This window comes from Aeromicrobium sp. PE09-221 (genome assembly GCF_002174305.1).
GTDB lineage: Bacteria > Actinomycetota > Actinomycetes > Propionibacteriales > Nocardioidaceae > Aeromicrobium.
The window spans coordinates 12583-35995 of record NZ_MIJB01000013.1 but is presented as its reverse complement, the minus strand read 5'-3'; the positions used below and the strand labels follow the sequence as shown (position 1 = coordinate 35995).

At 67.5% G+C, this 23413-nt stretch carries 22 protein-coding genes and 1 CRISPR repeat array; of the genes, 3 read left to right on the top strand and 19 right to left on the bottom strand.

Features of this window, described 5'->3' with window-relative positions; genetic code table 11:
• Positions 1-42 precede the first annotated feature (42 nt).
• Positions 43-619: direct repeats of the CRISPR family, unit length 28 nt; unit sequence GGATCATCCCCGAGTGCGGGGAACAGAC.
• A gap of 194 nt (positions 620-813) precedes the next feature.
• Positions 814-2169 carry an HNH endonuclease signature motif containing protein gene (locus BHE97_RS07510; RefSeq protein ID WP_087623424.1) on the top strand — a complete coding sequence of 452 codons (1356 nt, stop codon included), beginning with the start codon at positions 814-816 and terminating at the stop codon, positions 2167-2169.
• 305 nt (positions 2170-2474) lie between these two features.
• Here BHE97_RS07510 and BHE97_RS07500 read toward each other — a convergent pair whose 3' ends face one another.
• The 13 genes from BHE97_RS07500 to groES all read right to left on the bottom strand — a co-directional run bounded on the left by BHE97_RS07500 (position 2475) and on the right by groES (position 17536).
• Positions 2475-2681: a hypothetical protein gene (locus BHE97_RS07500; RefSeq protein WP_087623422.1), complete on the bottom strand. Its 207-nt coding sequence runs from the start codon at positions 2679-2681 to the stop codon at positions 2475-2477.
• Between the two features lie 51 nt (positions 2682-2732).
• Complete coding sequence (locus BHE97_RS07495) at positions 2733-3836, bottom strand: GuaB3 family IMP dehydrogenase-related protein (protein WP_087623421.1); 1104 nt, start codon at positions 3834-3836, stop codon at positions 2733-2735.
• Positions 3837-3929: 93 nt separating this feature from the next.
• Positions 3930-4862 carry an ABC transporter permease gene (locus BHE97_RS07490; RefSeq protein WP_201791350.1) on the bottom strand — a complete coding sequence of 311 codons (933 nt, stop codon included), beginning with the start codon at positions 4860-4862 and terminating at the stop codon, positions 3930-3932.
• Positions 4859-5947: an ABC transporter permease gene (locus tag BHE97_RS07485; RefSeq protein ID WP_087623420.1), complete on the bottom strand. Its 1089-nt coding sequence runs from the start codon at positions 5945-5947 to the stop codon at positions 4859-4861. The genes BHE97_RS07490 and BHE97_RS07485 overlap by 4 nt, the downstream gene beginning before the upstream one ends.
• A gap of 79 nt (positions 5948-6026) precedes the next feature.
• Entirely contained in the window at positions 6027-7628 is a 1602-nt protein-coding gene (locus tag BHE97_RS07480) for an ABC transporter ATP-binding protein (protein WP_087623419.1), read from the bottom strand.
• A complete protein-coding gene (locus tag BHE97_RS07475; RefSeq protein ID WP_087623418.1) occupies positions 7625-8620 on the bottom strand; it encodes a BMP family ABC transporter substrate-binding protein in 996 nt (331 codons plus the stop codon). The genes BHE97_RS07480 and BHE97_RS07475 overlap by 4 nt, the downstream gene beginning before the upstream one ends.
• A 340-nt stretch (positions 8621-8960) precedes the next feature.
• Complete coding sequence (guaB, locus tag BHE97_RS07470; RefSeq protein WP_087623417.1) at positions 8961-10472, bottom strand: IMP dehydrogenase; 1512 nt, start codon at positions 10470-10472, stop codon at positions 8961-8963.
• A gap of 37 nt (positions 10473-10509) precedes the next feature.
• On the bottom strand, positions 10510-11700 hold the full coding sequence (locus BHE97_RS07465) for an MFS transporter (protein ID WP_140400028.1): 1191 nt from the start codon (positions 11698-11700) through the stop codon (positions 10510-10512).
• A gap of 137 nt (positions 11701-11837) precedes the next feature.
• On the bottom strand, positions 11838-13460 hold the full coding sequence (locus BHE97_RS07460) for a 4Fe-4S binding protein (protein WP_087623415.1): 1623 nt from the start codon (positions 13458-13460) through the stop codon (positions 11838-11840).
• An 18-nt stretch (positions 13461-13478) separates the two neighbouring features.
• Positions 13479-14384, bottom strand: a complete 906-nt coding sequence (locus BHE97_RS07455) for a diiron oxygenase (protein ID WP_087623414.1) — start codon at positions 14382-14384, stop codon at positions 13479-13481.
• Positions 14385-14463: 79 nt separating this feature from the next.
• The gene (locus tag BHE97_RS07450; RefSeq protein ID WP_087623413.1) at positions 14464-15372 is read right to left on the bottom strand and encodes a diiron oxygenase; all 909 of its coding nucleotides are present in this window, start codon (positions 15370-15372) and stop codon (positions 14464-14466) included.
• Positions 15373-15555: 183 nt separating this feature from the next.
• Positions 15556-17157: a chaperonin GroEL gene (groL, locus tag BHE97_RS07445; protein ID WP_087623412.1), complete on the bottom strand. Its 1602-nt coding sequence runs from the start codon at positions 17155-17157 to the stop codon at positions 15556-15558.
• An 85-nt stretch (positions 17158-17242) separates the two neighbouring features.
• On the bottom strand, positions 17243-17536 hold the full coding sequence (groES, locus tag BHE97_RS07440) for a co-chaperone GroES (protein WP_087623411.1): 294 nt from the start codon (positions 17534-17536) through the stop codon (positions 17243-17245).
• Between the two features lie 209 nt (positions 17537-17745).
• On the opposite strand from groES, the gene BHE97_RS07435 reads away from it, so the two are divergent.
• Positions 17746-18120, top strand: coding sequence for a hypothetical protein (locus BHE97_RS07435; protein ID WP_087623410.1), 375 nt, complete (start codon positions 17746-17748; stop codon positions 18118-18120).
• A gap of 116 nt (positions 18121-18236) precedes the next feature.
• Positions 18237-19394 carry a class I SAM-dependent methyltransferase gene (locus tag BHE97_RS07430; protein ID WP_087623409.1) on the top strand — a complete coding sequence of 386 codons (1158 nt, stop codon included), beginning with the start codon at positions 18237-18239 and terminating at the stop codon, positions 19392-19394.
• A 133-nt stretch (positions 19395-19527) separates the two neighbouring features.
• Here BHE97_RS07430 and tsaD read toward each other — a convergent pair whose 3' ends face one another.
• The 6 genes from tsaD to rimI form a co-directional block, all read right to left on the bottom strand.
• A complete protein-coding gene (gene tsaD, locus BHE97_RS07425; RefSeq protein ID WP_087623408.1) occupies positions 19528-20574 on the bottom strand; it encodes a tRNA (adenosine(37)-N6)-threonylcarbamoyltransferase complex transferase subunit TsaD in 1047 nt (348 codons plus the stop codon).
• A gap of 113 nt (positions 20575-20687) precedes the next feature.
• On the bottom strand, positions 20688-21449 hold the full coding sequence (locus tag BHE97_RS07420; protein ID WP_087623407.1) for a lysophospholipid acyltransferase family protein: 762 nt from the start codon (positions 21447-21449) through the stop codon (positions 20688-20690).
• Between the two features lie 23 nt (positions 21450-21472).
• On the bottom strand, positions 21473-22087 hold the full coding sequence (locus BHE97_RS07415; protein ID WP_087623406.1) for an HAD hydrolase-like protein: 615 nt from the start codon (positions 22085-22087) through the stop codon (positions 21473-21475).
• Positions 22074-22490: a DUF5709 domain-containing protein gene (locus BHE97_RS07410; RefSeq protein ID WP_087623405.1), complete on the bottom strand. Its 417-nt coding sequence runs from the start codon at positions 22488-22490 to the stop codon at positions 22074-22076. Before BHE97_RS07410 ends, BHE97_RS07415 begins: the two co-directional genes overlap by 14 nt.
• Positions 22487-22987, bottom strand: coding sequence for a hypothetical protein (locus tag BHE97_RS07405; RefSeq protein WP_087623404.1), 501 nt, complete (start codon positions 22985-22987; stop codon positions 22487-22489). Before BHE97_RS07405 ends, BHE97_RS07410 begins: the two co-directional genes overlap by 4 nt.
• Positions 22984-23412 (bottom strand): ribosomal protein S18-alanine N-acetyltransferase, encoded by a 429-nt coding sequence (gene rimI, locus BHE97_RS07400; protein WP_170931320.1) that lies wholly within the window; start codon positions 23410-23412, stop codon positions 22984-22986. The genes BHE97_RS07405 and rimI overlap by 4 nt, the downstream gene beginning before the upstream one ends.
• Position 23413: the final 1 nt, after the last annotated feature.

The window sequence follows — 23413 nt, the reverse complement described above, 5'->3', positions numbered from 1 at the left end:
GGGAGGGGCGGTTGGGGGGTCGGGCTGGGTGCCGGACGTCAGGGATCATCCCCGAGTGCGGGGAACAGACACCCGGCGGTGTATCCGTTATTCGTGCCGTGCCGGATCATCCCCGAGTGCGGGGAACAGACGATCGCCCCACCGGCCTCGGTGCCGGACGTCAGGGATCATCCCCGAGTGCGGGGAACAGACAGTTCGCCGAGATCCATGCTCTACTCCTTCAACGGATCATCCCCGAGTGCGGGGAACAGACGCACTTCGTTCGCGGCGTGAAGGTCCAGCTCGGGGATCATCCCCGAGTGCGGGGAACAGACAGCTGCACCTGGGCACCGGGCGTGTGCTCGACCGGATCATCCCCGAGTGCGGGGAACAGACAGTCGGAGGCTGACCCAATCTCCGGTGGCGCGGGGATCATCCCCGAGTGCGGGGAACAGACTCAGCGGGCTGCCGGACGGGAAGCCGCTGGACGGGATCATCCCCGAGTGCGGGGAACAGACCGTCCGCATGGTCGCCGCCGGAGCGTGCAGCCGGGATCATCCCCGAGTGCGGGGAACAGACCACCAGGCGACCGCGGCATCCGCGTCGGCCAGCGGATCATCCCCGAGTGCGGGGAACAGACACTTGTTGACCTGCGCAAACGCTGGCGGTTGACCGGCTTCAACATCACTTTTCTACCACGACCCCACCACCTGCGAGACGAGTTGGGAAGGGTGTGGATGACGCCAGAAAATGTCACCCGGCTCCTCTACAGTGGGAACCAATCGAACATCCGTTCGACGTCAACTGGTTTCGCTGGGAAGGGGGTAGACGGGGATGGTCGCGCAGCACATCGAACCCGCCACACCGCTAGCAGCCGAGCTTAATGCGCTGCAGACGGTGATCGACCGTCTCGAACCCCTCGTCCGGAACGTACTCACCCCCACCGAAGCCCAACAGGTCACTCAAGTGGTGGGACGGGTGAAAAACCGCCTCGACGCCCTCACCCTCCGCGCAGCACGGGTGATCCACGACAGCCGCCTCGCCCGCCGGCAAGGCGCCGCCAGTACCGGTGATCTGCTCGGACGTGACCTGGGGAATGATCGTGGCGCGGGGAACCGACTCCTCGGCGTCGCCCGTGATGTCCCCGAACAGTCACTCACCGACCAGGCGTTGTCGGCCGGGGACGTGACCTTGACTCAGGCGCGGATCATCGCCGACGGACTCAAACACCTCCCCACCAACACCACACCCGAACAACGGCAGACCGCTGAGCGCACGTTGATCGACGACGCCAGTTTGTTGACGCCGAAGGATCTGCGGGCGCGTGCGGATCGGATCGCCGACCAATGGGCTAGCCCACAGGACGTCGACCGGCACGAATCAGGTCTGCTGGCTGAGCGAGAGCAGCGGGCCTGGGAGAACACGAAACTCGCCATGTGGGCCAATGGCGACGGCACCACCAGTGGCCGGTTCACCATCCCCGACGCGCAAGCCGCCATGCTCAAAACCGTGCTCGACGCGTACGCGTCACCCCGACGCGTGTCCATGCTCGGACGCGAACGCACCGACGAGTACGCCACACGAGTCGGTCGGGGGTTCTGTGAACTCATCGAACGGGTTCCGACGGATCGGTTGCCGAACCACGGCGGGAACAACGTCCTCGTGGCGGTGAACATGGACCTGGCCGACCTCGAATCCCGCCTCGAGGATGCGGCACCGGGGACGATCACCACCGACGGCACCCGCCTCTCACCCGGACAAACTCGCCGACTCGCCTGCGACGCGAAACTGTTGCCGCAGGTGTTCGACGGAGAATCCGTCCCGTTAGATCTCGGACGCGAAGAACGACTCTTCACCCGACACCAGCGGATCGCGATCGCGAACCGCGACCACGGCTGCGCCAGCCCCGGATGCGACCGACCACCCGGATGGTGTGAGGCACATCATGGAGACCGGACCTGGGCCCAAGGCGGCACCACCAACCTCAAAGAAGCCATCAGCGTCTGCGCCGAACACCACCGACAAATTCACGCCGGACACCTCCAATGCCGGCTCAACCCCCACGACGGCACCCCCGAATTCCGACAACCCGGCACCACCCAATGGAAACGCCACCGCCGATGGCGACCACAGAGAGAGGATCAGGCGAGAGGTCGCCCCAAGAAGAGCGAACCCGGCGCGTCGTCGTAGCCTGGGAGCGGCTCGACCGGCTCGCACCCGCGCGACCGGCATAAACCGACCGCCGCGACCTGCGACTCGCCCGTGTGCAGAACCAGGCGCTGAGCGCTCAGACGCTCAGCCTCCGATTCCATCCGCTCGAGCAACCGAGCACCGAGGCCCTCGCCACGCGCATCGCGGGCGACATACATGCGCTTGAGCTCGAGATCGCCACCCGCGGGACGAGAGGACCCGTTCCTCCGCAGTGCGCGTGCCCAACAGCGCCACCACATCAGGATGCTCGTACGACACCTCACACCACCGCAGCGGGCTCAGCGTCACGACCTCCGGCCAGTACGACGATTCACGAAGATCCCGATCACCACGCCCAAGAGCGTCACCGCCGTGAGCGTCAACCACATCGGCGCCCTCAGATCCATCCACAAGAACGTGATCTTCGTGTCATGGCGGTTCTGCACGATGAACACCACCGCCACGATCGTCAGGACGATCGCCTGCCAGCGATGACGAAGAAAAGCCTCCACAGACCCACCTCTCTCAGACGCATCCACGACGCGAGATCGCGCCGCTGACCGTCATCCCAAGACGACCTCGACCCGCTGGAACTCCTTCAGCTCCGTGTAACCGGTCGTCGCCATCGCCCGGCGCAAGGCGCCGATGAGATTCATCGTGCCGTCCGACACCGACGACGGACCGAACAACACCTGCTCCAACGAGCCGACCGTGCCGATATCGACCCGCTCGCCACGCGGCAGATCCGGATGCCACGCCTCGGCACCCCAATGGAACCCACGGCCCGGCGCGTCATCAGCCCGCGCGAAGGGCGAGCCGATCATCACCGCATCCGCGCCGCACGCGACCGCCTTCGCGATATCGCCGCTGCGTCCGATCGAACCGTCCGCGATGATGTGCACATAACGGCCCCCGGACTCGTCCAAGTAATCCCGGCGCGCCGCCGCGACATCAGCCACCGCCGACGCCATCGGCACCGCCACCCCCAGCACGGAGCGTGTCGTGTGAGCTGCTCCCCCGCCGAAACCGACGAGCACACCCGCCGCGCCCGTGCGCATGAGATGCAGACCCGCCTGATAGGTTGCGCAACCGCCGACGATCACCGGCACATCCAGCTCATAGATGAAGTTCTTGAGGTTGAGCGGCTCCGTCTGACCAGACACATGCTCAGCCGACACCGTGGTGCCGCGGATGACGAACAGATCCACCCCGGCGCTGACGACCGTATCCGCGAACTGCTTAGTGCGCTGCGGCGACAGCGCCCCCGCCACCGTCACACCGGCATCGCGCACCTGCTGCAGACGCGCGGTGATCAGCTCCGCCTTGATCGGCTCGGCGTAGATCTCCTGCAGCCGCCGTGTCGCGGCCGCCGGATCAATCGTGGCGATCTCCTCTAGCAACCGCTCGGGATTCTCATAGCGCGTCCACAGACCCTCCAGGTCGAGGACACCGAGACCACCCAGGCGGCCGAGGGCGATCGCCGTGTCCGGGCTCATGACCGAATCCATCGGGGCAGCCATCACCGGCAGATCGAAACGATAGGCGTCGATCTGCCAGTGCGTCGACACCTCCTCGGGATCACGCGTGCGCCGCGACGGAACGATCGCGATGTCGTCGAAGTGATATCCCTGCCGCCCCCGCTTGGCCATCCCGATATCGATGCTCATGTGGATCAGCCTAGTGGTCCCCCGAGAGCATCCGACAACCTCGTGCACCCGGCAGCCTGATGGCCACCGGGCGCACAAGGCCCTGCCGTCGGATTACCCGGCCAGGCGACTCTCTCGATCGTAGTTCTGGCCGAGGAAGCGTGGTTGGCGCGCCCAGCGGAAGGCGAACATCATCACCACGAGGGTTGCGATGTACGGGAGCATCAGCACGAACTGGTGAGGGATGCCGATGCCCGCGACCTGGGCACGCAACGCCAGCACCTCCATGCCGGCGAAGAACGCCGCCCCCGCGAGGATGTACTGCGGACGCCAGCCACCGAGGAATGCCAGCGCGATCACGAGCCAGCCGCGACCCGCGACCATACCCTCGGTGAACGTGCCGGTGTAGACCATCGGCAGGTAGGCGCCCGCCACCCCCACGAGCGAGGCTCCGAGCACCGAGGCCACGATCCGGGTACGCGCGACGTTCACGCCCAGACTGTCGGCCGACCTCGGGTTCTCACCGCAGGCGCGGAACCGCAGACCCGCATTGGTGCGGTACATGAACCAGAAGAGCAGCCCGGACAGCACGAACGCGGTGTAGACCAGCAGGTCGTGGTCGAAGAACATCTCTCCCAGGTACGGGATCTTCGACAGCAGCGGGATCGGATAGGACTCCAGCGTCGGGATGAGCGGCGGCTCCAGCGTCGTGCCGACCGCGACTCGGTACAGCAGGCTCGCGAGGCCCAACGCCGCGAAGTACAACGCCAGGCCGACGATGAACTGATCGAGCCTCCAGTTCGTCGTCATGACGCCGAGGATCAGGCCGAACAGACCCGCGACGGCCGCGGCGACGAAGACTCCCACCGCATTGCTGCCCACCGAATAGCTCACCAGGAAGCCGACGGCGGCACCGAGGACCATGAGGCCCTCCTGGCTGACGTTGAACACCCCGGCCCGGCCACTCAGCACGGTTCCCTGTGCCGCCAACACGAACGGCACCATCGCCGGAAGCACCAGCGCCACGAACTCCGCGATCTCGTTCATCGCACTCGCCTCTCGAAACGCCGACGCACCACATCGGACAGCAACAGGAACAGCAGGATCAACGCCTGCACGATCAACACCAGCTCCACCGGCACCTGCGCCGTGCGCTGCATCGAACTCGCACCGACCTCCAGCACCGCGATGCCGAAGGCGACCACCGGGATCGCCGCCATCGAACCGCGGGCCATGAGCCCGACGATGATGCCGAGGATCAGGAAGTTGGACTGCATCCCCTCGAGCATCTTGCCGTGGACGCCGGCGACCTCGATGGCACCGGCCAGACCGCCGATGCCGCCACCGACGACGATGCCGAGACCGGCGAGCCGCGAGGTCCGCAGCCCGTGCACGAGCGAAGCACGGGGGTTGGCGCCCACGGCCCGCATCTCGAAGCCCGACGGAGTACGGCGCACCCAGAGCCAGACCGCGACGCACACCACGAGCGCCAGGACCACGCCGACGTGGATCGGGGGCGGTCCCCCGATGCCCGGCAGCCGCGCCCCGTCACCGACCGGCACCGTCGCAGGGTGACCCGCACCGGCATCCGGCCACACGTGGGAGGCCACATAGTCGATCAGCTGGAACGAGACGAAGTTCAACAGCACCGTGCTGAGGATCTCGTTGACCCCGAACCTCACCATCAGGACCGCCGCGATACCGGCCCATACCGCCCCGGCGAGGATGCCCGCGACGAGCACCATCGGCAAGAGCACGATCAGTGGCAGATCCGACAACAGGATGCCCATCGCGACACCGCCGGTCGCTCCGACGAGCAACTGGCCCTCGGCGCCGATGTTGAACTTGCCGGTCGCCAGCGGGATCGCGAAGGCGTAGGCGCACAGAACGATCGGGACCCACTTGTGCAGCGTCTCCACCATTCCGAACGAGGTCGAGAAGGACGTCGTCAGGATGGACTCGATGGCCCGCACCGGGTCGTAGCCCAGGGCGACGATGATGATCGCCCCCACCACGAACGCGGCCAGAACCGAGAAGACATAGCTGCCGGTCATCCACAGCAGACCGCTCGCCTTCCTCTCCGCCGCCACGGGGGCCGGCGAAGGAGTCGGTTCGGTCGTCTGGACACTCATGCTGCCACCGCCTGGAAAACAAACACGATAGGCCGATGCCGGCATGAGGAGGTGTTCATGGTTCGCTCGCTTCGCTCACTCATCGTTCCACCCCCACTCCGGCCATGCTCTGACCCACAGCCACCTGGTCGACCGCGCCCCGCGCCCACTCGCCGACGAATTCACCGTTGTAGATCGTCACGAGGCGGTCCGACAGTGCGACCAACTCGTCGAGATCCTCCGACAGCAACAGCACAGAGCAGCCGGCGGCGGTCGCCGCGTGGACCTGCTCGTAGACGAACTGTGTCGACCGCAGATCCAGGCCCCGGGTGGGGTTGTGCAGGATCAACAGGCTCGGCTCGTGCGCGAAGGCCCGGGCCAGGATGACGCGCTGGATATTGCCTCCGGACAGGTCACCGGCCAGCGCATTCGGGCCGTTGGCCCGGATCGAATACGTGGCGATCGCCTCGGCGGCCTTCTGCCGCGCGGCCTTCCAGTCGATCAGTCCGCCACGACGGATGTCCGCCGATCGCTGGGATCCCAGCACGAGGTTCTCGGCGACCGTCATCGTGGGCAACACACCGTCACCGTCACGGTCCTCGGGAACATACGCCACTTTGGCGGCCAGCCACTCACGGGTCGGACGACCGACGAGATCGGTGCCTCGGATCGATACGCGCCCGCTCTCCGGCTGACGGACTCCGGCGACGGCCTCGGCGAACTCCACCTGACCGTTGCCGGCGACTCCGGCGACCCCCAGGATCTCTCCGCGGCTCATCGACAACGACAACCCGCGTACCGCCTCGACACCGTGATCATTGCGGACCCGCAGGTCCTCGATCCGGACCGCCCCGCTGTCGACGGGGTCGGGGCGCAACGGCTCCGCGGACTCGACCACATCGGCGACGTTCTCGAGATCCTCGACGACACCGGTCGCAATGACGGCCGCCTCCGGGACGCCCTCGTCGATATCGCGACCGACCATGATGGCCGCGAGCGCCTCGGCGTCGGTCTCCTCCCGCCGGACCGTGGCGATCCGCCGACCATCGCGCATCACCGTCATCCGGTCGCACGCCGCCATCGTCTCGCGGATCTTGTGGGTGATGAGGATGACGCTGAGCCCCTCATCGACCATGGTCCGCATCGACCTGAACAGTTCGTCGACCTCGCCGGGGGTGAGGTTCGTGGTCGGCTCGTCGAGGATCAGCGTGCCCACGCCGCGGTAGAGCGCTTTGAGGATCTCGACCCGTTGGCGCACGCCGACCGGAAGATCCTCGACGATCGCCTCCGGGTCGACGTGCAAGCCGAATCGGCTGCTCAGCTCGGCCACCTGCTCCCGCGGATCGGAGAGATCCAGCCGCCACGCCGGTCCGGGGAGCTTGGTGCCCAGGACGATGTTCTCGGTGACGGTATAGCTGTCGATCTGCAGGAAGCTCTGGTGCACCATGCCGACCCCCGCATCGATCGCGTCCTTCGGCGAGGCGATGACGACCTCCGCGCCGTCGATCGCGATGGTGCCGGCATCGGCGCGGTAGAGGCCGTACAGCACATTCATCAAGGTGGTCTTGCCCGCGCCGTTGCCCCCGAGGAGACCGTGGATCTCCCGAGGAGCCACCTCCAGCTCGGCTCGGTCGAGTGCCCTGACCGGCCCGAACTCCTTGACGATCCCGCGCATGGAGAGTCGTGGAGCGGACTGACTCATTTGGGCTCCGTCTGATCGAGTTCGACAGTGATCGAGCCGTTCTTGATGCCCTCGACGGCCTCTTCCACGGCGGTCCTCACCTCTGCCGGCACCGCGTCGCTGACGTCGACGCTCGCGCCCTTCCCGAAGCCCATCTGGTAGTAGCCGGACCGCTCGCCGGACTCGATCGACTCGAGGATCTCGGTCAGCGGCTGCTCGAAGTCGTAGAGGACCGTCGCGGCATAGTGGTCGGGCCCGTTCTTGGACTTGTCGGTGTACTTGACCGTCAGCCAGGCCTCCCCGGCGGGCTTCTGCGTCACGGCCTTGAAGGCACCGACGACACCCAGGTTGAGCGACGTCACGATGACATCGTTGCCGCCAGATAGCAGCTGCGTAGTGAGCTGCTGTGCCTTGACGGTCTCGTTGAAGTCGCCCGACCAGACCGGATTGAGGGTGACATTCTTGCCACTGTCGGTGATCGCCTGCTCGACGGCATGGACCTCCGAGTAGGAGAAGGGCAGCGACAGCCCGCCCAGGTAGCCGACCTGGCCGCTCGTGCTGAGGTTCGCGGCGAGTGTGCCGATCGGGTAGAAGACGGTGTGGAAGTTGCGGTCGATGACCCAGACATTGTCGGGCTGGTTCTCCGGCTCGCCATCGAACTCCGCGATGAACGTGACATCGGGGTTCTGCTCGGCGATCTTGGCGGTCGCATCGTAGAACTGCGATCCGTGGGTCCACACGACGGAGAATCCGTCGGCGACGTACTCGTTCAGGACACGCTCGATATCAGGGACGGGAACGCTCTCGGAATGACCGGTGCGGGCACCATCGGCCTCCGCCGCCTCGAGGGCCTTGAGCCCGAGGGCGTTGTAGTCGGCATCGGTCGTCGGTCCCGAGAAGATCCCCGCGACACTCACCTCGTCTCCGCCGCCGGACTCTCCCCCGCACGCGGCGACGAGCGTCATCGCTGCCGCCGCTGCCGTCACACTCACCACTCGGGTCCACGGGAACATGGACGCTCCTCTCGATCAGGGCCAGGTCGATATGACCTACGCCACACGGTGAGATCATTGGAGCGCCTGGAGACCGAGGCGGTCATGGTGGGTTACTGCCAAAAACTCAGGAAACTTTCAGGCAGATTTCGTTTCCGGCGAGAACCGTCAACTTTTTCCCTGACATCGCAGGGCAGACGAGACACCGCATCGGCGCCCGAAACGGAGGAACGTCGCTACTTCGCTCCGTGGCCTCTAACACGTCGATTCCGCTGCCGTTTCAAGGATTTCGCCCACGTAGCGAACTTTTTGACGCATGCCTTCTCCGCTACCACGCCAGGAAGGCTCGGGTGGCGAGACCTCAGAGGACGGTGTAGTTGGGAGCCTCGACGGTCATCTGGATGTCGTGGGGGTGCGACTCCTTCAGACCGGCGGCCGTGATCCGCACGAAGCGCCCCTTCTCCTGCAGCTCCGGCACCGTACGCGAGCCGACATAGAACATCGACTGGTGCAGTCCCCCGACGAGCTGATGCGCGACCGTGGAGAGCGGACCGCGGTAGGCGACACGCCCTTCGATGCCCTCGGGCACGATCTTGTCGTCGCTCGTGACATCGGCTTGGAAGTAACGGTCCTTGGAGTAGGACTTCTTGCCGCGCGAGGCCATCGCCCCGACCGAGCCCATCCCCCGGTAGGCCTTGTACTGCTTGCCATTGACGAAGATCAGCTCACCGGGGCTCTCCTCGCAGCCGGCGAGCAAGGAGCCCACCATCACGGAGTCGGCACCGGCGACGAGTGCCTTGGCGATGTCACCGGAGTACTGCAGGCCACCGTCGGCGATGAGCGGAACACCCGCCGGCTTGGTCGCCAGCGATGCCTCGTAGACGGCCGAGACCTGGGGGACGCCGACACCCGCGACGACACGGGTCGTGCAGATCGAGCCGGGTCCGACGCCGACCTTGACCGCGTCCACCCCCGCGTCCACGAGCGCCTGCGCGCCGGCACGGGTGGCGATATTGCCACCGACGATCTGGACCCCGTTGAAGGCCGGGTCGGCCTTGAGCTTGCGCACCATGTCCAGCAACGCGCTCGCGTGGCCGTGCGCGGTGTCGACGACGAGCACATCCACGCCCGCCTCCATGAGCCGGCCGGCGCGGTCGTAGGAGTCGCCGAAGAAGCCGACCGCCGCACCGACCAGCAGACGTCCCTCGCTGTCCTTGGTGGCCAGCGGGAACTGCTCGGACTTCACGAAGTCCTTGACGGTGATGAGGCCCGCGAGACGACCGTCGGCATCGACGATGGGCAGCCGCTCGCGCTTGTGCGCGCGCAGCAGCTCGGCGGCGTCCTCTCGGCTGATGCCCACCGGGCCGGTGATGAGCGGCATCGGAGTCATGATCTCGCCGACCGTGCGCCGCGACCATTCCGCTACCGGCACGAAGCGCAGATCGCGGTTGGTGATGATGCCCAGCAGCGTGTCGTCGGCGTCGACCACCGGCAGACCCGAGACGCGGTACTGGCCGCAGATCTCGTCGAGCTCCTCGAGCGTGGCCTTGGGGTTGATGGTGACCGGATTGGGGATCATACCGGTCTGCGTGCGCTTGACGAGGTCGACCTGATAGGCCTGATCCTCGATCGAGAGATTGCGGTGCAGGATGCCGATGCCGCCCTCGCGCGCCATCGCGATCGCCATGCGCGACTCAGTGACGGTGTCCATCGCACTGGACAGCAGCGGGATCCGCAGGGTGATGTCGCGCGTCAGCCGGGCCGTGGTGTCGACATCGCTGGGGATGACATCGGTCTCCCCGGGCAGGAGCAGCACGTCGTCGTAGGTGAGCCCCAGGCTCGCGAACTTATCCGGGATACCGACCTCGCTCATGCCGTCACCCCGTCGATGACTCGCTCGCTGCGCTCGCTCATGCACCAAGTCTACGGCGGGCGACCAGCGCGACACACCCGGCCGCCAGGCCTGTGAGCGCGAGCACAGTCCACGCCGTCGCGGGCCATCCTCCCCCGCTCCAGGCGAGCCCGAGGGCCGCGCCGAGGACACTCGATCCACCGTAATACCCAGAGACGTACAACCCGCTCGCCGCGGGGCCCAGGTCTCCGGCGACGACCGGCATCCACCCACTGGCGACGGCATGCGCCGCGAAGAAACCCGCGGTCATGATCACCAGTCCGGTGACGACGAGCGACAGCCGATCCGAGAGCGTCACGAGGACTCCCGTGCCCATCAGCACGAGTGCGGCCAGCACGCTGACCGGTCGCCCGAAGCGGTCGGCCGATCGGCCAGCCAGGACGGAGGCCGCGGTACCGGCCAGGTAGGCCAGGAAGACCAGTCCGACGAGTCCGGGCGTCAGCGAGAAGGGCGGCTCCATCAGCCGGTAGGTGAGGAAGTTGTAGACACCGACGAACCCGCCCATGAGCAGGAAGGGGATCGCCGCCAGAGCCCACACGTCCACTCGCAGCCAGGCCCGTGGATCGGGGCGCACCCGCTCGGTCTGATCGCGCCGCGGCACCTGCTCGCTGGCGGGCAGCAGGATCACGAAGGCAGCGGTCGCCGCTGCCGCGATCGCTCCGAGCGCCGCATCGGCCACACGCCAGGACGCGAACTCCGAGACCCCCGAGGTCACGAGACGTCCGATCACCCCGCCCAACGAGTTGCCCGCGACATACAGTCCCATCGCCCGCCCGATGCCCACCGCATGCACCTCGGCACCGACATGCCCCATCGCCACGCCGACGACACCGGCCAATGCGAGCCCGAGCACGACCCGCGCCGCCAACAGCAGTTCGAAGGTCGGCATGGCGGTGCTGGTCAGCTGAGCGAGCACCGCCACGACCAGCCCGACACGCATGACGGCCACGCGGCCGACGCGCTGACCCAGCCAGGTAGCGGCCACGACAGTGACAGCCAGTCCTCCGGTGCCCGCCGAGACCGTGAGCGCCGCGGCGGTCGCGGAGACGCCGAAGGCGCTACTGATCTGCGGCAGCAGCGGCTGGGTGCTGTAGAGCATCCCGAAGGCGGCGATCCCGGCCATGAGCATGGCCCAGTTGAGGCGCCGGTACCCCGCTGTTCCGGGCCGGTGACCTCCCTGTGCGCTCACCCCGGTGACGCTACCTCCGATCCGTCATCGTGGTCCGGGCGAGGGCCCTGCGTCCCTGAGCGAGGCGTGGCGGCTTGGCGCCGATCGTGACCCGTTGTGGCAAACGGAAAACGGGTCGCAACCGGCCGAATCTCGTATCAGCGACGAGCGGCGTCGAGCATCTGGGACGAGGACGCGAACTTGACGCGAGGACGACCTGCCGCAGCACCGCGGCCGCGCTCCGCGTCCTCGATCGCGAACATCCGGCGACGGCTCACGAGCGACGGGACGCGGCGGCGTAGGAGTTTGCCGAAGCTCCGGCGCGATCCTCCCGGCATCCGCAGCGCACCGTCGGCGGCGTCTTGCAGGAGCGTGGCGACCGTCTCGTGCGCACACGTGCGGTTAGTGCCGATACCACCCGTCGCCCCGCGCTTGATCCATCCGGTGACATAGGCTCCGGGGATCGCGGCTCCGGTGTCCGGATCGATCACCCGACCGTCGACATTGGGCACGGTCGCGGTCACATCGTCGAAGGGGAGGCCCGCCACCGGACGTCCCCGGTGGCCGGTGGATCGCACCACGGTGCCCGCCGGGACCTTGACGGCCTCATCGGGCCGCCCCGTCGGAGCGATCTGCACCGCCTCGACCGCATCGCCGCCCTCCACCGACACGATCTGGCCACCGAAGGCGAAGACCAGCCGCTTGCCTTCCGGGGGAGCCGCCGTCAGATCCACCTCCGCCCGCGGCAGGGCAGCGAGGAGCGCCGCCTTGGACCCCGGCTCGGCCGCGTCGAATGCGGCCTCCGTGGCCTCATCACGGGCCACCACGACATCGATGCCCTCGGGCATCATCAACAGCTCAGGACGGGTGAAGGCCGCGACCTCCGGTCCACGGCGTCCGAGCAACACGACCTCCCGGATAGCCGAACGCTCGATCTCGTCGATCGCGTGGTCGGCCATGTCCGTGCGTCGCAGCGACGCCGGATCCGAGAGGACGATCCGCGCGACATCGAGCGCCACATTGCCATTGCCGACGATGACCATCCGCTCGCCGCCGAGATGGACCGACTCGGCGGGGATGTCGATCGCCGCGTTGTACCAGCCGACGACCTCCGGCGCACCGAAGACACCCGAGAGGTCTTCGCCGGGGACGCCGAGGGCACGATCCAACCGTGCGCCGACGCCGTAGATGACGGCATCGTGATACTGCAACAACTCTTCATGGGTCACGTCCACGCCGACCTCGACATTCATGTACATCGAGGTGCGCGGGTGCCGGTACGCCCAGTCGAAGAGATTCGCGAAGGTCTTCGTCTCGACGTGATCGGGCGCGACTCCCCCGCGCACCAGTCCGCCGGGGACCGGCGACTTGTCGAGCATCGTGACGCGAGCATCCGTCGACAGGAGCAGATGACGGGCAGCATAGGAGGCTGCCGGGCCGGTGCCCACCACGGCGACGCGCAACGGACGGTCCACTACGGCCCCCATCTCCTCCCAGGTATGGGTGGCGGGGGCGACTCGCGTAGGACGTTCAGCGTAGAAGTCAGCATTCAGCTGGGCGAAGACCTCCTCACCGCCGCGCAGGACATCGACGGGCTTGATCGCCGAGACCGGGCACGCGTCGGCGCAGGCACCGCAGTCGATGCAGACCTTGGGGTCGACGTAGAGGATGTCGGTCGCGCCGAAGTCCGGCTCATCGGGTGTCGGGTGGATGCAGTCCACCGGGCACACCGACACACAGGAGGCATCGTTGCAGCAGCTCTGGGTGATCGCGTAGGCCATGTGAGGGGACTTCCTGGCTCAGAGCATGTGGACGCTGCGGTACATCCGCATCGCCGCGGGAGTCAGCAGACCGGCCTCGGACAGGAAGTCCATGAGGTGCACGCAGCTCATCCGCATCAGGTTGTGGTGATGGGTATTGGCCTTCGCCTCCGCGATCGCCCTCTCACGGGGCAGACCGACATTGGCGTAGACGTCCTTGCTGACCATCTCGCGCACGATGAAGGTCGCCGCGGCCGCGATGACATAGGCGCTGACCCGGCGACGGGTGGACGAGACGCCCTTGAGGTAGTCCACGATCTCCATCCGCGCGAACTTCATGTGCCGCGCCTCCTCGACCACATGGATCTTGCTCGTGGTGCGGACCTCGTCGAGCACGTCCTCACCGCGCATCCAGTCACGCTGCATGACGTCGAGGATCTCCTCGGCCACCAGGATGCAGCCATACGAGATCTCGCCATTGGCGACATTCTTGAGCAGCCGGGCGAGCTCGTGGACATACCGCTGTGGCCGATAGTCCGAGGCATCGAGCTTGGCGCAGGTCTTGGAGAACATCAGCGAGTGGCGGCACTCGTCCGCGATCTCGGTGAGCGCCCAGCGGAACTCCGAGCCGCCATAGGGAGCCGAGTACTGGCTACGCAGGATCAGGTGCTGCAGCAGCGTCTCGAACCAGATGCCGGTGCTCATGATCGACGCGACCTCGTGGCGGGTCAGCGCGATGCGCTGCTGTTCGCTCATCTCGTCCCACAGCCGCGTGCCGTAGAGCGTCGACCACTCGGGGTTCAGCCCGTACTTGGTCGGATCGAGCGGGGCCTCCCAGTCGATCTCGTCGTCGGGCTGGTACGACAACTGCTCGGATGACTCGAGCAGCCGCTCCAGCTCGTCGTCGTTGAGTGTGGCGCGGAAGTTCTCCGGGGCGATCGTCATGGTGTGCCTCCCTCGCAGCAATATGACATCGAAAATGTAACATGCGTTGTGGTGAGTGTCACGTGTCGCTGGACGTGGGTCAGAGCATGTGGACGCTGCGGTAGAGCCGCATAGCATGAGGGGTGAGCAGGCCCGCCTCGGACAGGAAGTCCATGAGGTGCACACAGCTCATCCGCATGAGGTTCTGGTGGTGCGTATTGGCCTTCGCCTCGGCCACGGCACGCCGGCGGTCGAGGCCCACATTCGCGTACACCTGATCGCTCACCATCGAGTCGACGACGAACTTGGCCCCGCCGGCGATGACCGCCGCGCTGGCCTTGCGTCGCAGCGGACTCGCGTCCGCCAGGTGCTCACGGATCTCATGACGCGCGAACTTCATGTGCCGCGCCTCCTCGACCACATGGATCTTGCTCGTGGTGCGGACCTCGTCGAGCACGTCCTCACCGCGCATCCAGTCACGCTGCATGACATCGAGGATCTCCTCGGCCACCAGGATGGCCCCGTACGCGACCTCGCCGCCGGCGACAGTCTTGAGTCCGCGCGCGAGCTCCTGCACGTAGCGCTTCGGCTTGTAGTGCGGGACACCCATCTTGGTGCAGGTCTTGGCGAACATCAGCGAGTGGCGGCACTCGTCGGCGATCTCGGTGAGAGCGAACTGGAACTCCGAGCCCCCGTAGACGCCGCAGTACTGATCGCGCAGGATCATCTGCTGCAGGATCATCTCGAACCAGATGCCGGTGCTCATGATCGAGCCGACCTCGTGGCGGGTCAGCGCGATGCGCTGCTCCTCGCTCATCTCACTCCACAGACGCGTGCCGTAGAGCGTCGACCACTCGGGGTTCAGCCCGTACTTGGTCGGGTCGAGCGGGGCCTCCCAGTCAACTTCCTGGTCCGGGTCATAGGACAACGTCGCCGACGACTTGAGCAGGCGCTCGAGGGTGCCGTCGGGATCGATCTGCTGTCGGAAATCCACTGCCGTCGCGACCATCGCGCATCATCCTCTCGATGTGACACCATCAATGTAACATTGAATATGTCCAGTGTCACCCGGAGTGCCGCGCCCTCGCCCGGCGGTGAGTGACGCACCGCTCCGCACGACGAGCGGTGACGTGGAGAAAACGGACAGGGCCCGGAGCCGCAGCTCCGGGCCCTGTCCGGGCAAGTGAAACGGTCAGTGGCTGTGACCGGCGTGATCGCCCTCTTCCTCGGCCGGCTTGTCGACGACCAGGGTCTCGGTCGTCAGCAGCATCGCGGTGATCGAGGCCGCATTGGCGAGCGCCGAGCGCGTGACCTTGACCGGGTCGAGGATGCCCTGCGCGAGCAGGTCGCCGTACTCGTCGGAGGCGGCATTGTAGCCGTCACCGCTCTCGCGGACCTTGGAGACCACGACCTCACCGGAGGCACCGCCGTTGCGGGCGATCCACTCCAGCGGAGCGTCGGCGCCCTTGCGGACGATCCGCACGCCCACGGCCTCGTCGCCGCTGAGGCCGAGGTCGTCGTCGAGCACGCCCACAGCATGGACGAGGGCCGAACCGCCGCCGGGAACGATGCCCTCCTCGATCGCGGCGCGCGTTGCGGAGACGGCGTCCTCGATGCGGTGCTTCTTCTCCTTGAGCTCGACCTCGGTGGCCGCACCGACACGGATGACGCAGACGCCGCCGGCGAGCTTGGCGAGACGCTCCGAAAGCTTCTCGCGATCCCACTCGGAGTCGGTGTTCTCGATCTCGGCCTTGATCTGAGCCACACGGCCATCGACCTCGGCCTGCTCGCCACCACCGTCGACGATGGTGGTGTTGTCCTTGGTCACCACGACACGACGCGCGCTACCGAGCACCTCGAGACCGACCTGGTCGAGCTTGAGACCCACATCCGGCGTCACCACGGTGGCGCCGGTGAGGGTCGCGATGTCCTGCAGGATCGCCTTGCGGCGGTCGCCGAAGGCCGGGGCCTTGACCGCGACCGAGGTGAAGGTGCCGCGGATCTTGTTGACGACGATGGTCGAGAGCGCCTCGCCCTCGATGTCCTCGGCGATGATGAACAGCGGCTTACCGGCCTGGACGACCTTCTCCAGCAGCGGCAGCAGCTCCTGCACCGCGGAGATCTTGCCCTGATTGACCAGGATGTACGGATCGTCGAGCACGGCCTCCATGCGCTCGGTGTCGGTCACCATGTAGGGCGACAGGTAGCCCTTGTCGAACTGCATGCCCTCGGTGAACTCGAGGTCGGTGCCCATGGTGTTGGACTCCTCAACGGTGATGACACCGTCCTTGCCGACCTTGTCGAAGGCATCGGCGATGAGCTCGCCGATATGCCCGTCACGGCTGGAAACCGTGGCGACCGCGGTCATATCGGCGACATCGTCGACATCGCGGGCGCGGTTGCGCAGCTCATCGGTGACGGCCTCGACGGCGGCCTCGATGCCCCGCTTGAGGCCGACCGGGTTGGCTCCGGCGGCCACGGCGCGCAGGCCCTCGTGGACCATCGCCTGGGCGAGCACCGTGGCGGTGGTGGTGCCATCGCCGGCGATGTCATTGGTCTTGGTGGCGACCTCCTTGGCGAGCTGAGCGCCGAGGTTCTCGAACGGGTCGTCCAGCTCGACCTCACGCGCGACGGAGACGCCGTCGTTGGTGATCGTGGGAGCGCCCCACTTCTTGTCGAGCACGACATAGCGGCCCTTGGGGCCGAGGGTGACTTTGACGGTGTCGGCGAGCTTGTCGACGCCGCGCTCTAGCGCGCGGCGTGCGTCCTCGTCGAACTCCAGGATCTTGGGCATAGAAGGATCAGACCTCTTCTACTGAAGGATTCAGGGGCGAAAGCGGCTCCGGCGCCGCCCCGAGGGACGACGCCGGAGCACGGGGTCAGGAGACGACAGCGAGGATGTCGCGAGCGGAGAGGATGAGATAGTCCTGTCCGTCGTACTTGACCTCGGTGCCGCCGTACTTGCTGAAGATGACCTTGTCGCCGGTGGCGACATCGACCGGGACGCGCTCCCCGTTGTCGCTGACGCGGCCGGGGCCCACGGCCACGACCTCGCCCTCCTGGGGCTTCTCCTTGGCGGTGTCCGGAATCACGAGACCGGATGCGGTGGTCTGCTCGGCTTCGAGCGCCTTGACGACGACGCGGTCCTCGAGCGGCTTGATGGTGACCGACACTGGTCGACCTCCCCTTTCGACGGTTACTGCTACGAATTCAGGTGTCCGGTGACCACGCCGTCGCGGGGGTCGGGGCCACCGAAGGAACTGGCACTCAGACTATCCGAGTGCTAAAGAGGACGATAGCAAACCTTGGCACTCACACCAAGAGAGTGCTAACCGTGGCGGCGCATCGTCTTTTTCTGGTATCGACCCCGGGGCGGCCCGAGATGGCCAAACTGAAGACGCCTTCGCCGGACCGCGAGCTCCCCGTTCTCGATCGCATCACCCGCATCGCCCGGCGCATGTTCGACGTACCCGGCTCCGCGGTGGCCGTCTTCGACGGCGATCGCGCCTTCCTCCCCGGTGCGTCCGGTGACCTCCCCACCTCGCTCCCCCGCGAGCACACTCTCTGCCGGCACACCCTCGATACGGCCAGCCTGGTCATGACCTCCGATGCCACTCAGGTGGCGGAGTTCTGCGGTCTCGCCGCCGGGGCGCAGCGGGAGCTGCTCGTCGAGAGCGAGTCCGGACGGGCCCGCGCGGCCCAGACCGCGCTGCTCCCGGAGCGTCCACTGCGAGTCGGCGAGTGGTCGGTCACGTGACGCTGTGTCGCGGCGCTCAATGTCGGTGGAGACTACTTCGCACCGCTCCACGGGGCGGGTCGCCCACGGGACCGGCCGCGCGCCGGGGGCGCCTCGGCAACGGCGACAATGGCTGGGTGGACCTCGCGACCTTCGAACATCTGCTGACCCCTGCGGGCCAACGGCTGCTCGCCGCGGTGGCCGAGGAGCCACCGGACACGTCCGACCTCGCCCTGGGCACTCGACTGCGTCGCGAACACCCCGGAGAGCTCGTCGCCGCGGCCATCACCCAGCAACGGCTCCGGGCGAAGGCCGTCGCCAAGCTGGGACCGGATGCGGCCCATCTGTACTACACCCCCGATGCGCTGGAGCAGGCAACGCGCGCGCCGGTGGCTCGCCATCGGGCCGAGCAGCTCCGCGACCTGGGCGCTCGGACCGTTGTAGACCTCGGCTGCGGCATCGGTGCCGATCTCATCGCCTTCGCCCGGGCAGGACTCACCGTGCGCGGCATCGAGATCGACCCACTGCGCGCGGCCATCGCCCGCGGCAATCTCTCGGCCCTCGGGATCGACGGACAGGTCGAAGCCGGCGACGCGCTCGAGACACCGATCTCCGAGGACGAGGTCGCCTTCGTCGATCCGGCCCGCCGCGACGGCAGCGGTCGTCTCACCCGGCTCGACCAGCTCACCCCTCCGTGGGAGTGGATCGCCCGCCTGCTGGACGGCCGGGCCGTCGCGAAGGTCATGCCCGGCATCGCCCACGATGCGATCCCCCCAGGGGTCGGCGTCGAATGGGTCAGCGACCGGGGCGACCTCGTCGAGGCGTGCCTGTGGGGTGCCGGCTGGGAACGGCCAGAGCGCCGCGCCACGAGCCTCCCGTCCGCCGAGTCGATCTCCTCGCGCGGCGTCCAGGCCCGACTCGCCCCGCCCCGGCGGTTCATCGTCGAACCCGATGACGCCGTGATCCGTGCGGGTCTCGTCGCGGAGCTGGGTGAGCGGATCGACGGCGGGCTCCTCGACCCCAAGATCGCCTATCTGACCTGTGACACCCCGCCGTCGGGCAACCTGGGGCGCTGGTTCGAGATCGTCGAGGAGCTCCCGTTCCGCGCGAAGTCCCTGCGCGCCGCCCTGCGCGAACGGAACCTCGGCACCCTCACGATCAAGAAGCGCGGGGTCGACATCGTGCCCGAACGCCTCATCGCGCAACTCAAACCGACCGGCGATATCCCCGCGACCCTCGTGGTCACTCGCGTGGCCGGGAAGGGCCGGGCCTTCTGGGTGCGTCCGGTCCGTTGACGTCTCGGCGGAAACCGGCATGGACTGTGCGATGCTTCGGCCCCGGAGACACTCCGCAGGATCGTCGGAGATGCACGATTCGCTCGTAGGCGCTCGCGGCAGCCGGCCGTCCCCGCACCGTCCGGAGGACGCCTCAGGCGGCGACGATCTGCGAGACCGGCATGCCGGAGTCGACAGGAAGGTCGAGCGAGGAGGGGGCCACCCCGCGGGCGACCAGTTCGGCGCCGAGCGCCGCCACCATCGCGCCGTTGTCAGTGCACAGCGAGGGCGGCGGGATGCGCACCTCGATCCCAGATGCCTCGGCGCGTTCGAGCACATAGTGGCGCAGCCGTCCGTTGGCGGCCACGCCTCCGCCCAGCACGAGCCGGGGCACGTCATGTGCCACACAGGCAGCGACCGCCTTCTTGCTCAGCACATCGCACACCGCATCCTGGAACGATGCCGCGATATCCGCGACAGGCACCGGCCGACCCATGCGCTGCTCGTGCTGCACGTGCCGGGACACGGCGCTCTTGAGACCCGAGAAGGAGAAGTCCCAGCGATAGCGCTCGAGATCACGTCCGGTGGTGAGGCCTCGGGGGAAGGGCACGGCGGTCGGATCGCCCTCCCGAGCCGCTCGGTCGATTTCCGGACCCCCGGGGTACGGCAGGCCCAGGAGGCGCGCGACCTTGTCGAAGGCCTCGCCGGCCGCATCGTCGATGGTGGAACCGAGCATCGTGATGTCCGTGGCGATGTCATCGACGAGCAACAGCTCGGTGTGTCCGCCGCTCACCAGCAGTGCGACCACCCGCTCACCGAACCGGCCGTGCTCCAACTGGTCGACGGCCACATGCGCCGCGAGATGGTTGACACCGTAGAGGGGTTTGCCGTGGGCCAGCGCAAGGGCCTTCGCCGCAGCGACCCCGACGAGGAGCGCACCGGTGAGCCCCGGGCCGCAGGTGACCGCGATCGCGTCGACATCGCGGACATCCAGCCCAGCTCGGCTGTACGCCTGTTCGAGGGTCGGCACCATCGCCTCGAGATGCGCGCGGCTGGCGACCTCGGGCACGACACCGCCGTAGCGCACATGCTCCTCGACACTCGAGGCGACCGCATGGGCGAGGATCTCCGTGCCGCGGACGATGCCGACACCCGTCTCGTCGCACGAGGACTCGATGCCCAGGACCAGCGGTTCAGTCACCGCGCCAGTCTAGGCGGCCGGCCAGTGACGCCCGGCCGCGCCTCAGCCGACTCAGTCGCTCCCCCGCGTCCGGCTACCGCCGCCTCCAGCGGCGCACCGAACGGCTAACCGGGTCAGTCGTCCTCGCGAGCCACGCGGCGGGCGGCGCGGGCGGCCTTCTCCTCGGCATCGAGGCGCTCGGCCTCCTCCGGGGTCGGCGCCAGGCCGCCGTAGCGCGCGGGCGCCCACCACTGACCCTCCGGGCTCACCGGATACTCGGTGATGGCCTTGTCCAGCAGCTCGCGCATCGCCACCCGCAACCGCTCGGTCTCGGCCACCGGATCCTCACCGGTCACCTCCAGCGGTGCCCCGACATGCAGGGCGATGGTCTTTCCCCGTCCAAAAAGGTCGCTGTCGTGATCCTTGGTCTTCAGCAGCTGAGTCCCCCACGTCACCATCGGGATCAGCGGGACACCCGCCTCCGCGGCGATGCGGACGGCACCGGTCTTCAGCTCCTTGATCTCCATGGAGCGGCTGATCGTCGCCTCGGGGAAGATCCCGACGATCTCCCCGGACCTCGCGTACTCCACCGCATCACGGAAGGAGGTCTCACCGCTCTCGCGGTCCACCGCGATGTGATGGAGCGACCGCATGACCGGTCCGGAGACCACGTGCTCGAAGGCCTCCTTCTTGGCCATGAAGCGCACGAGTCGCTTGCTCGGCTGAGCGGCGAGACCGTCGAAGATGAAATCGACGTACCCGATGTGATTGGCCGCCAAGACGGCACCGCCCTCGCGGGGGATGTGCTCGGTGCCGGACGTCTGGAACCGCATCCCCAGCAGCTTGAAGAGCATCTTGGCCGTGAGGATGATCGGCGGGTACGTGATGTCGCGCATTCGCCCAGCGTAGGCCACTGGCGTTACACGTGTTCACTGAACCAGGCCGCGAAGCCGGACAGATCCGGCAGCGTCGCGGCGGCACCCGCGGCGGCGAGTTCCTCCTCCGAGCACGGGCCCGAGGCGACTCCCAGTCCGGGCACCTCCGCGATGCGCGCGGCCTCCATGTCGTGGACGTGGTCGCCGACATATACACCGGCGCGATGCCGTACGAGGACCTCGGACTTGCCACCACGCCATACGCCGCCCGCGACATGGTCGACGGGCAGTCCCAGGTGCTCCACGTGCAGACGCGCATGACGCTCGTTCTTAGCCGTGACCACCATCGTCTCACCGCGCGCCGCGGCCACCGTGAGCGCGGCGAGCGCACCGGGGAGCGGTCGGACCGGCTCGATCGCGAGCTCAGGATAGAGCTCGCGATAGAGCTGTGCCGCCTTGTCGACCTCGGTGTCGGCGAACCAGTTGGACAACTCCACCTCGAGCGGCGGACCGAGCCGGGAGACGACGAGATCGACATCGATCGGCACGCCGGTGCGACGCACCAGCTCGTGGTAGGTGGCAGCGATCCCGGGACGTGAGTCGATGAGGGTCATGTCGAGGTCGAAGCCGACCACGACCGTGGGCTCACTCCTCGTCATCGATGGTGTGTACCGCAGCTTCCTCGGCGCTCGCGGCCGCTCCGTCGATCCCGGCATCGCTCCCGAGCAGTTCGGACTCGACATCCTCTCCGATGCCCGCATCGGGGTCGACGAGGCGGCCCGACCGATCGCGCCCGACCTCGCCGTCGTCGAGGTCCTCCCCGACCACCTCGGCGTAGGGATCAGCATCGGGGATCTCCTGGGCGAGACGCTGGTCCAGCGACTCCCCCTGCAGCTCCTCCTCGGGAGTCGTACCGAATCCTTCACCGGCGGACCAGCGCTCGGGAGCGCTGAAGCCCTCGTCGAGCGGATCGTCCACGCCACGTTCGATGAGGGTGTCCTCCGGCGGGTCCTGGCTGAGGAACTGCGAGTCCGCGGGCGTCTCGTCGGGTGTGTTGCTCATGGATTCAGACTGCCACTGTCGTCGCCGCTCACAACTCGAGCGGCCCGTTTGCGCAGCGCGAGATATATCACCACCACGGCCGCCACGACGACGAGCCCTCCCAGCGCCACGAGCGGCTCGCCGCGCAGCCCTCCGAGCAGGGCATAGAACGCGGCCATGCCGATCGTGGACCAGATGGTCGCCCAGGCGGCGGCCCCGGGGATCAGACCCGACAGATAGCGGTGCCAGCGCATCTCGATGAGTCCGGCCGACAGGTTGACGATGGTCTGCACACCGACCGTCAGGAAGCTCAACGCGACGACGGGGGCTCCCCAGGTCCCGACCCGGTCCATGACGGCGCGGGTGCGGGCGTGAGGCGGACGCCAGCGGATCACGCCGGCGGTGACGCCCCGGCCGATGAGATAGGTGGCACCGGCACGCAGGAAGGCCACGAGGAAGAATCCGCACCAGGCCCACGCCCATGGCCAGGACCGCATCGCCTCGATGATCCCGCTCATCCGCGTCGCTCCATCACCAACGCGTCGCGTCCCCGGTAGTAGCCGCGGCGGATCGTCAGATCGGAGAAGCCGAAGCGGCGGTAGAGCCCGATCGCCGGCAGGTTGTCCGCGTCGACCTCCAACAGCATCCGTTCCGCCCCTCGCCCGGTGGCACGGCTCCACACCTCGGCGAGCAGTCGTCGGGCGGTTCCGCGGCGCCGGCGCACCGGAAGGACGGCGATCCGCAGCAGCTCGGCGTCGGGGCCCGCGAGCGACACGGTGGCATATCCGGCGAGGCCCTCCTCGTCCTCGTCCACGATGATGATCCGCGATGTGGCGAACTCGTCGGCGAGCTGGCTCCGGCTCCACGCATCGGTGCCGAAACAGAGCTTCTCCACCTCGACCAGTGCCGGCACATCGTCGGTGGAGCCGGACCGCAGCGTCATC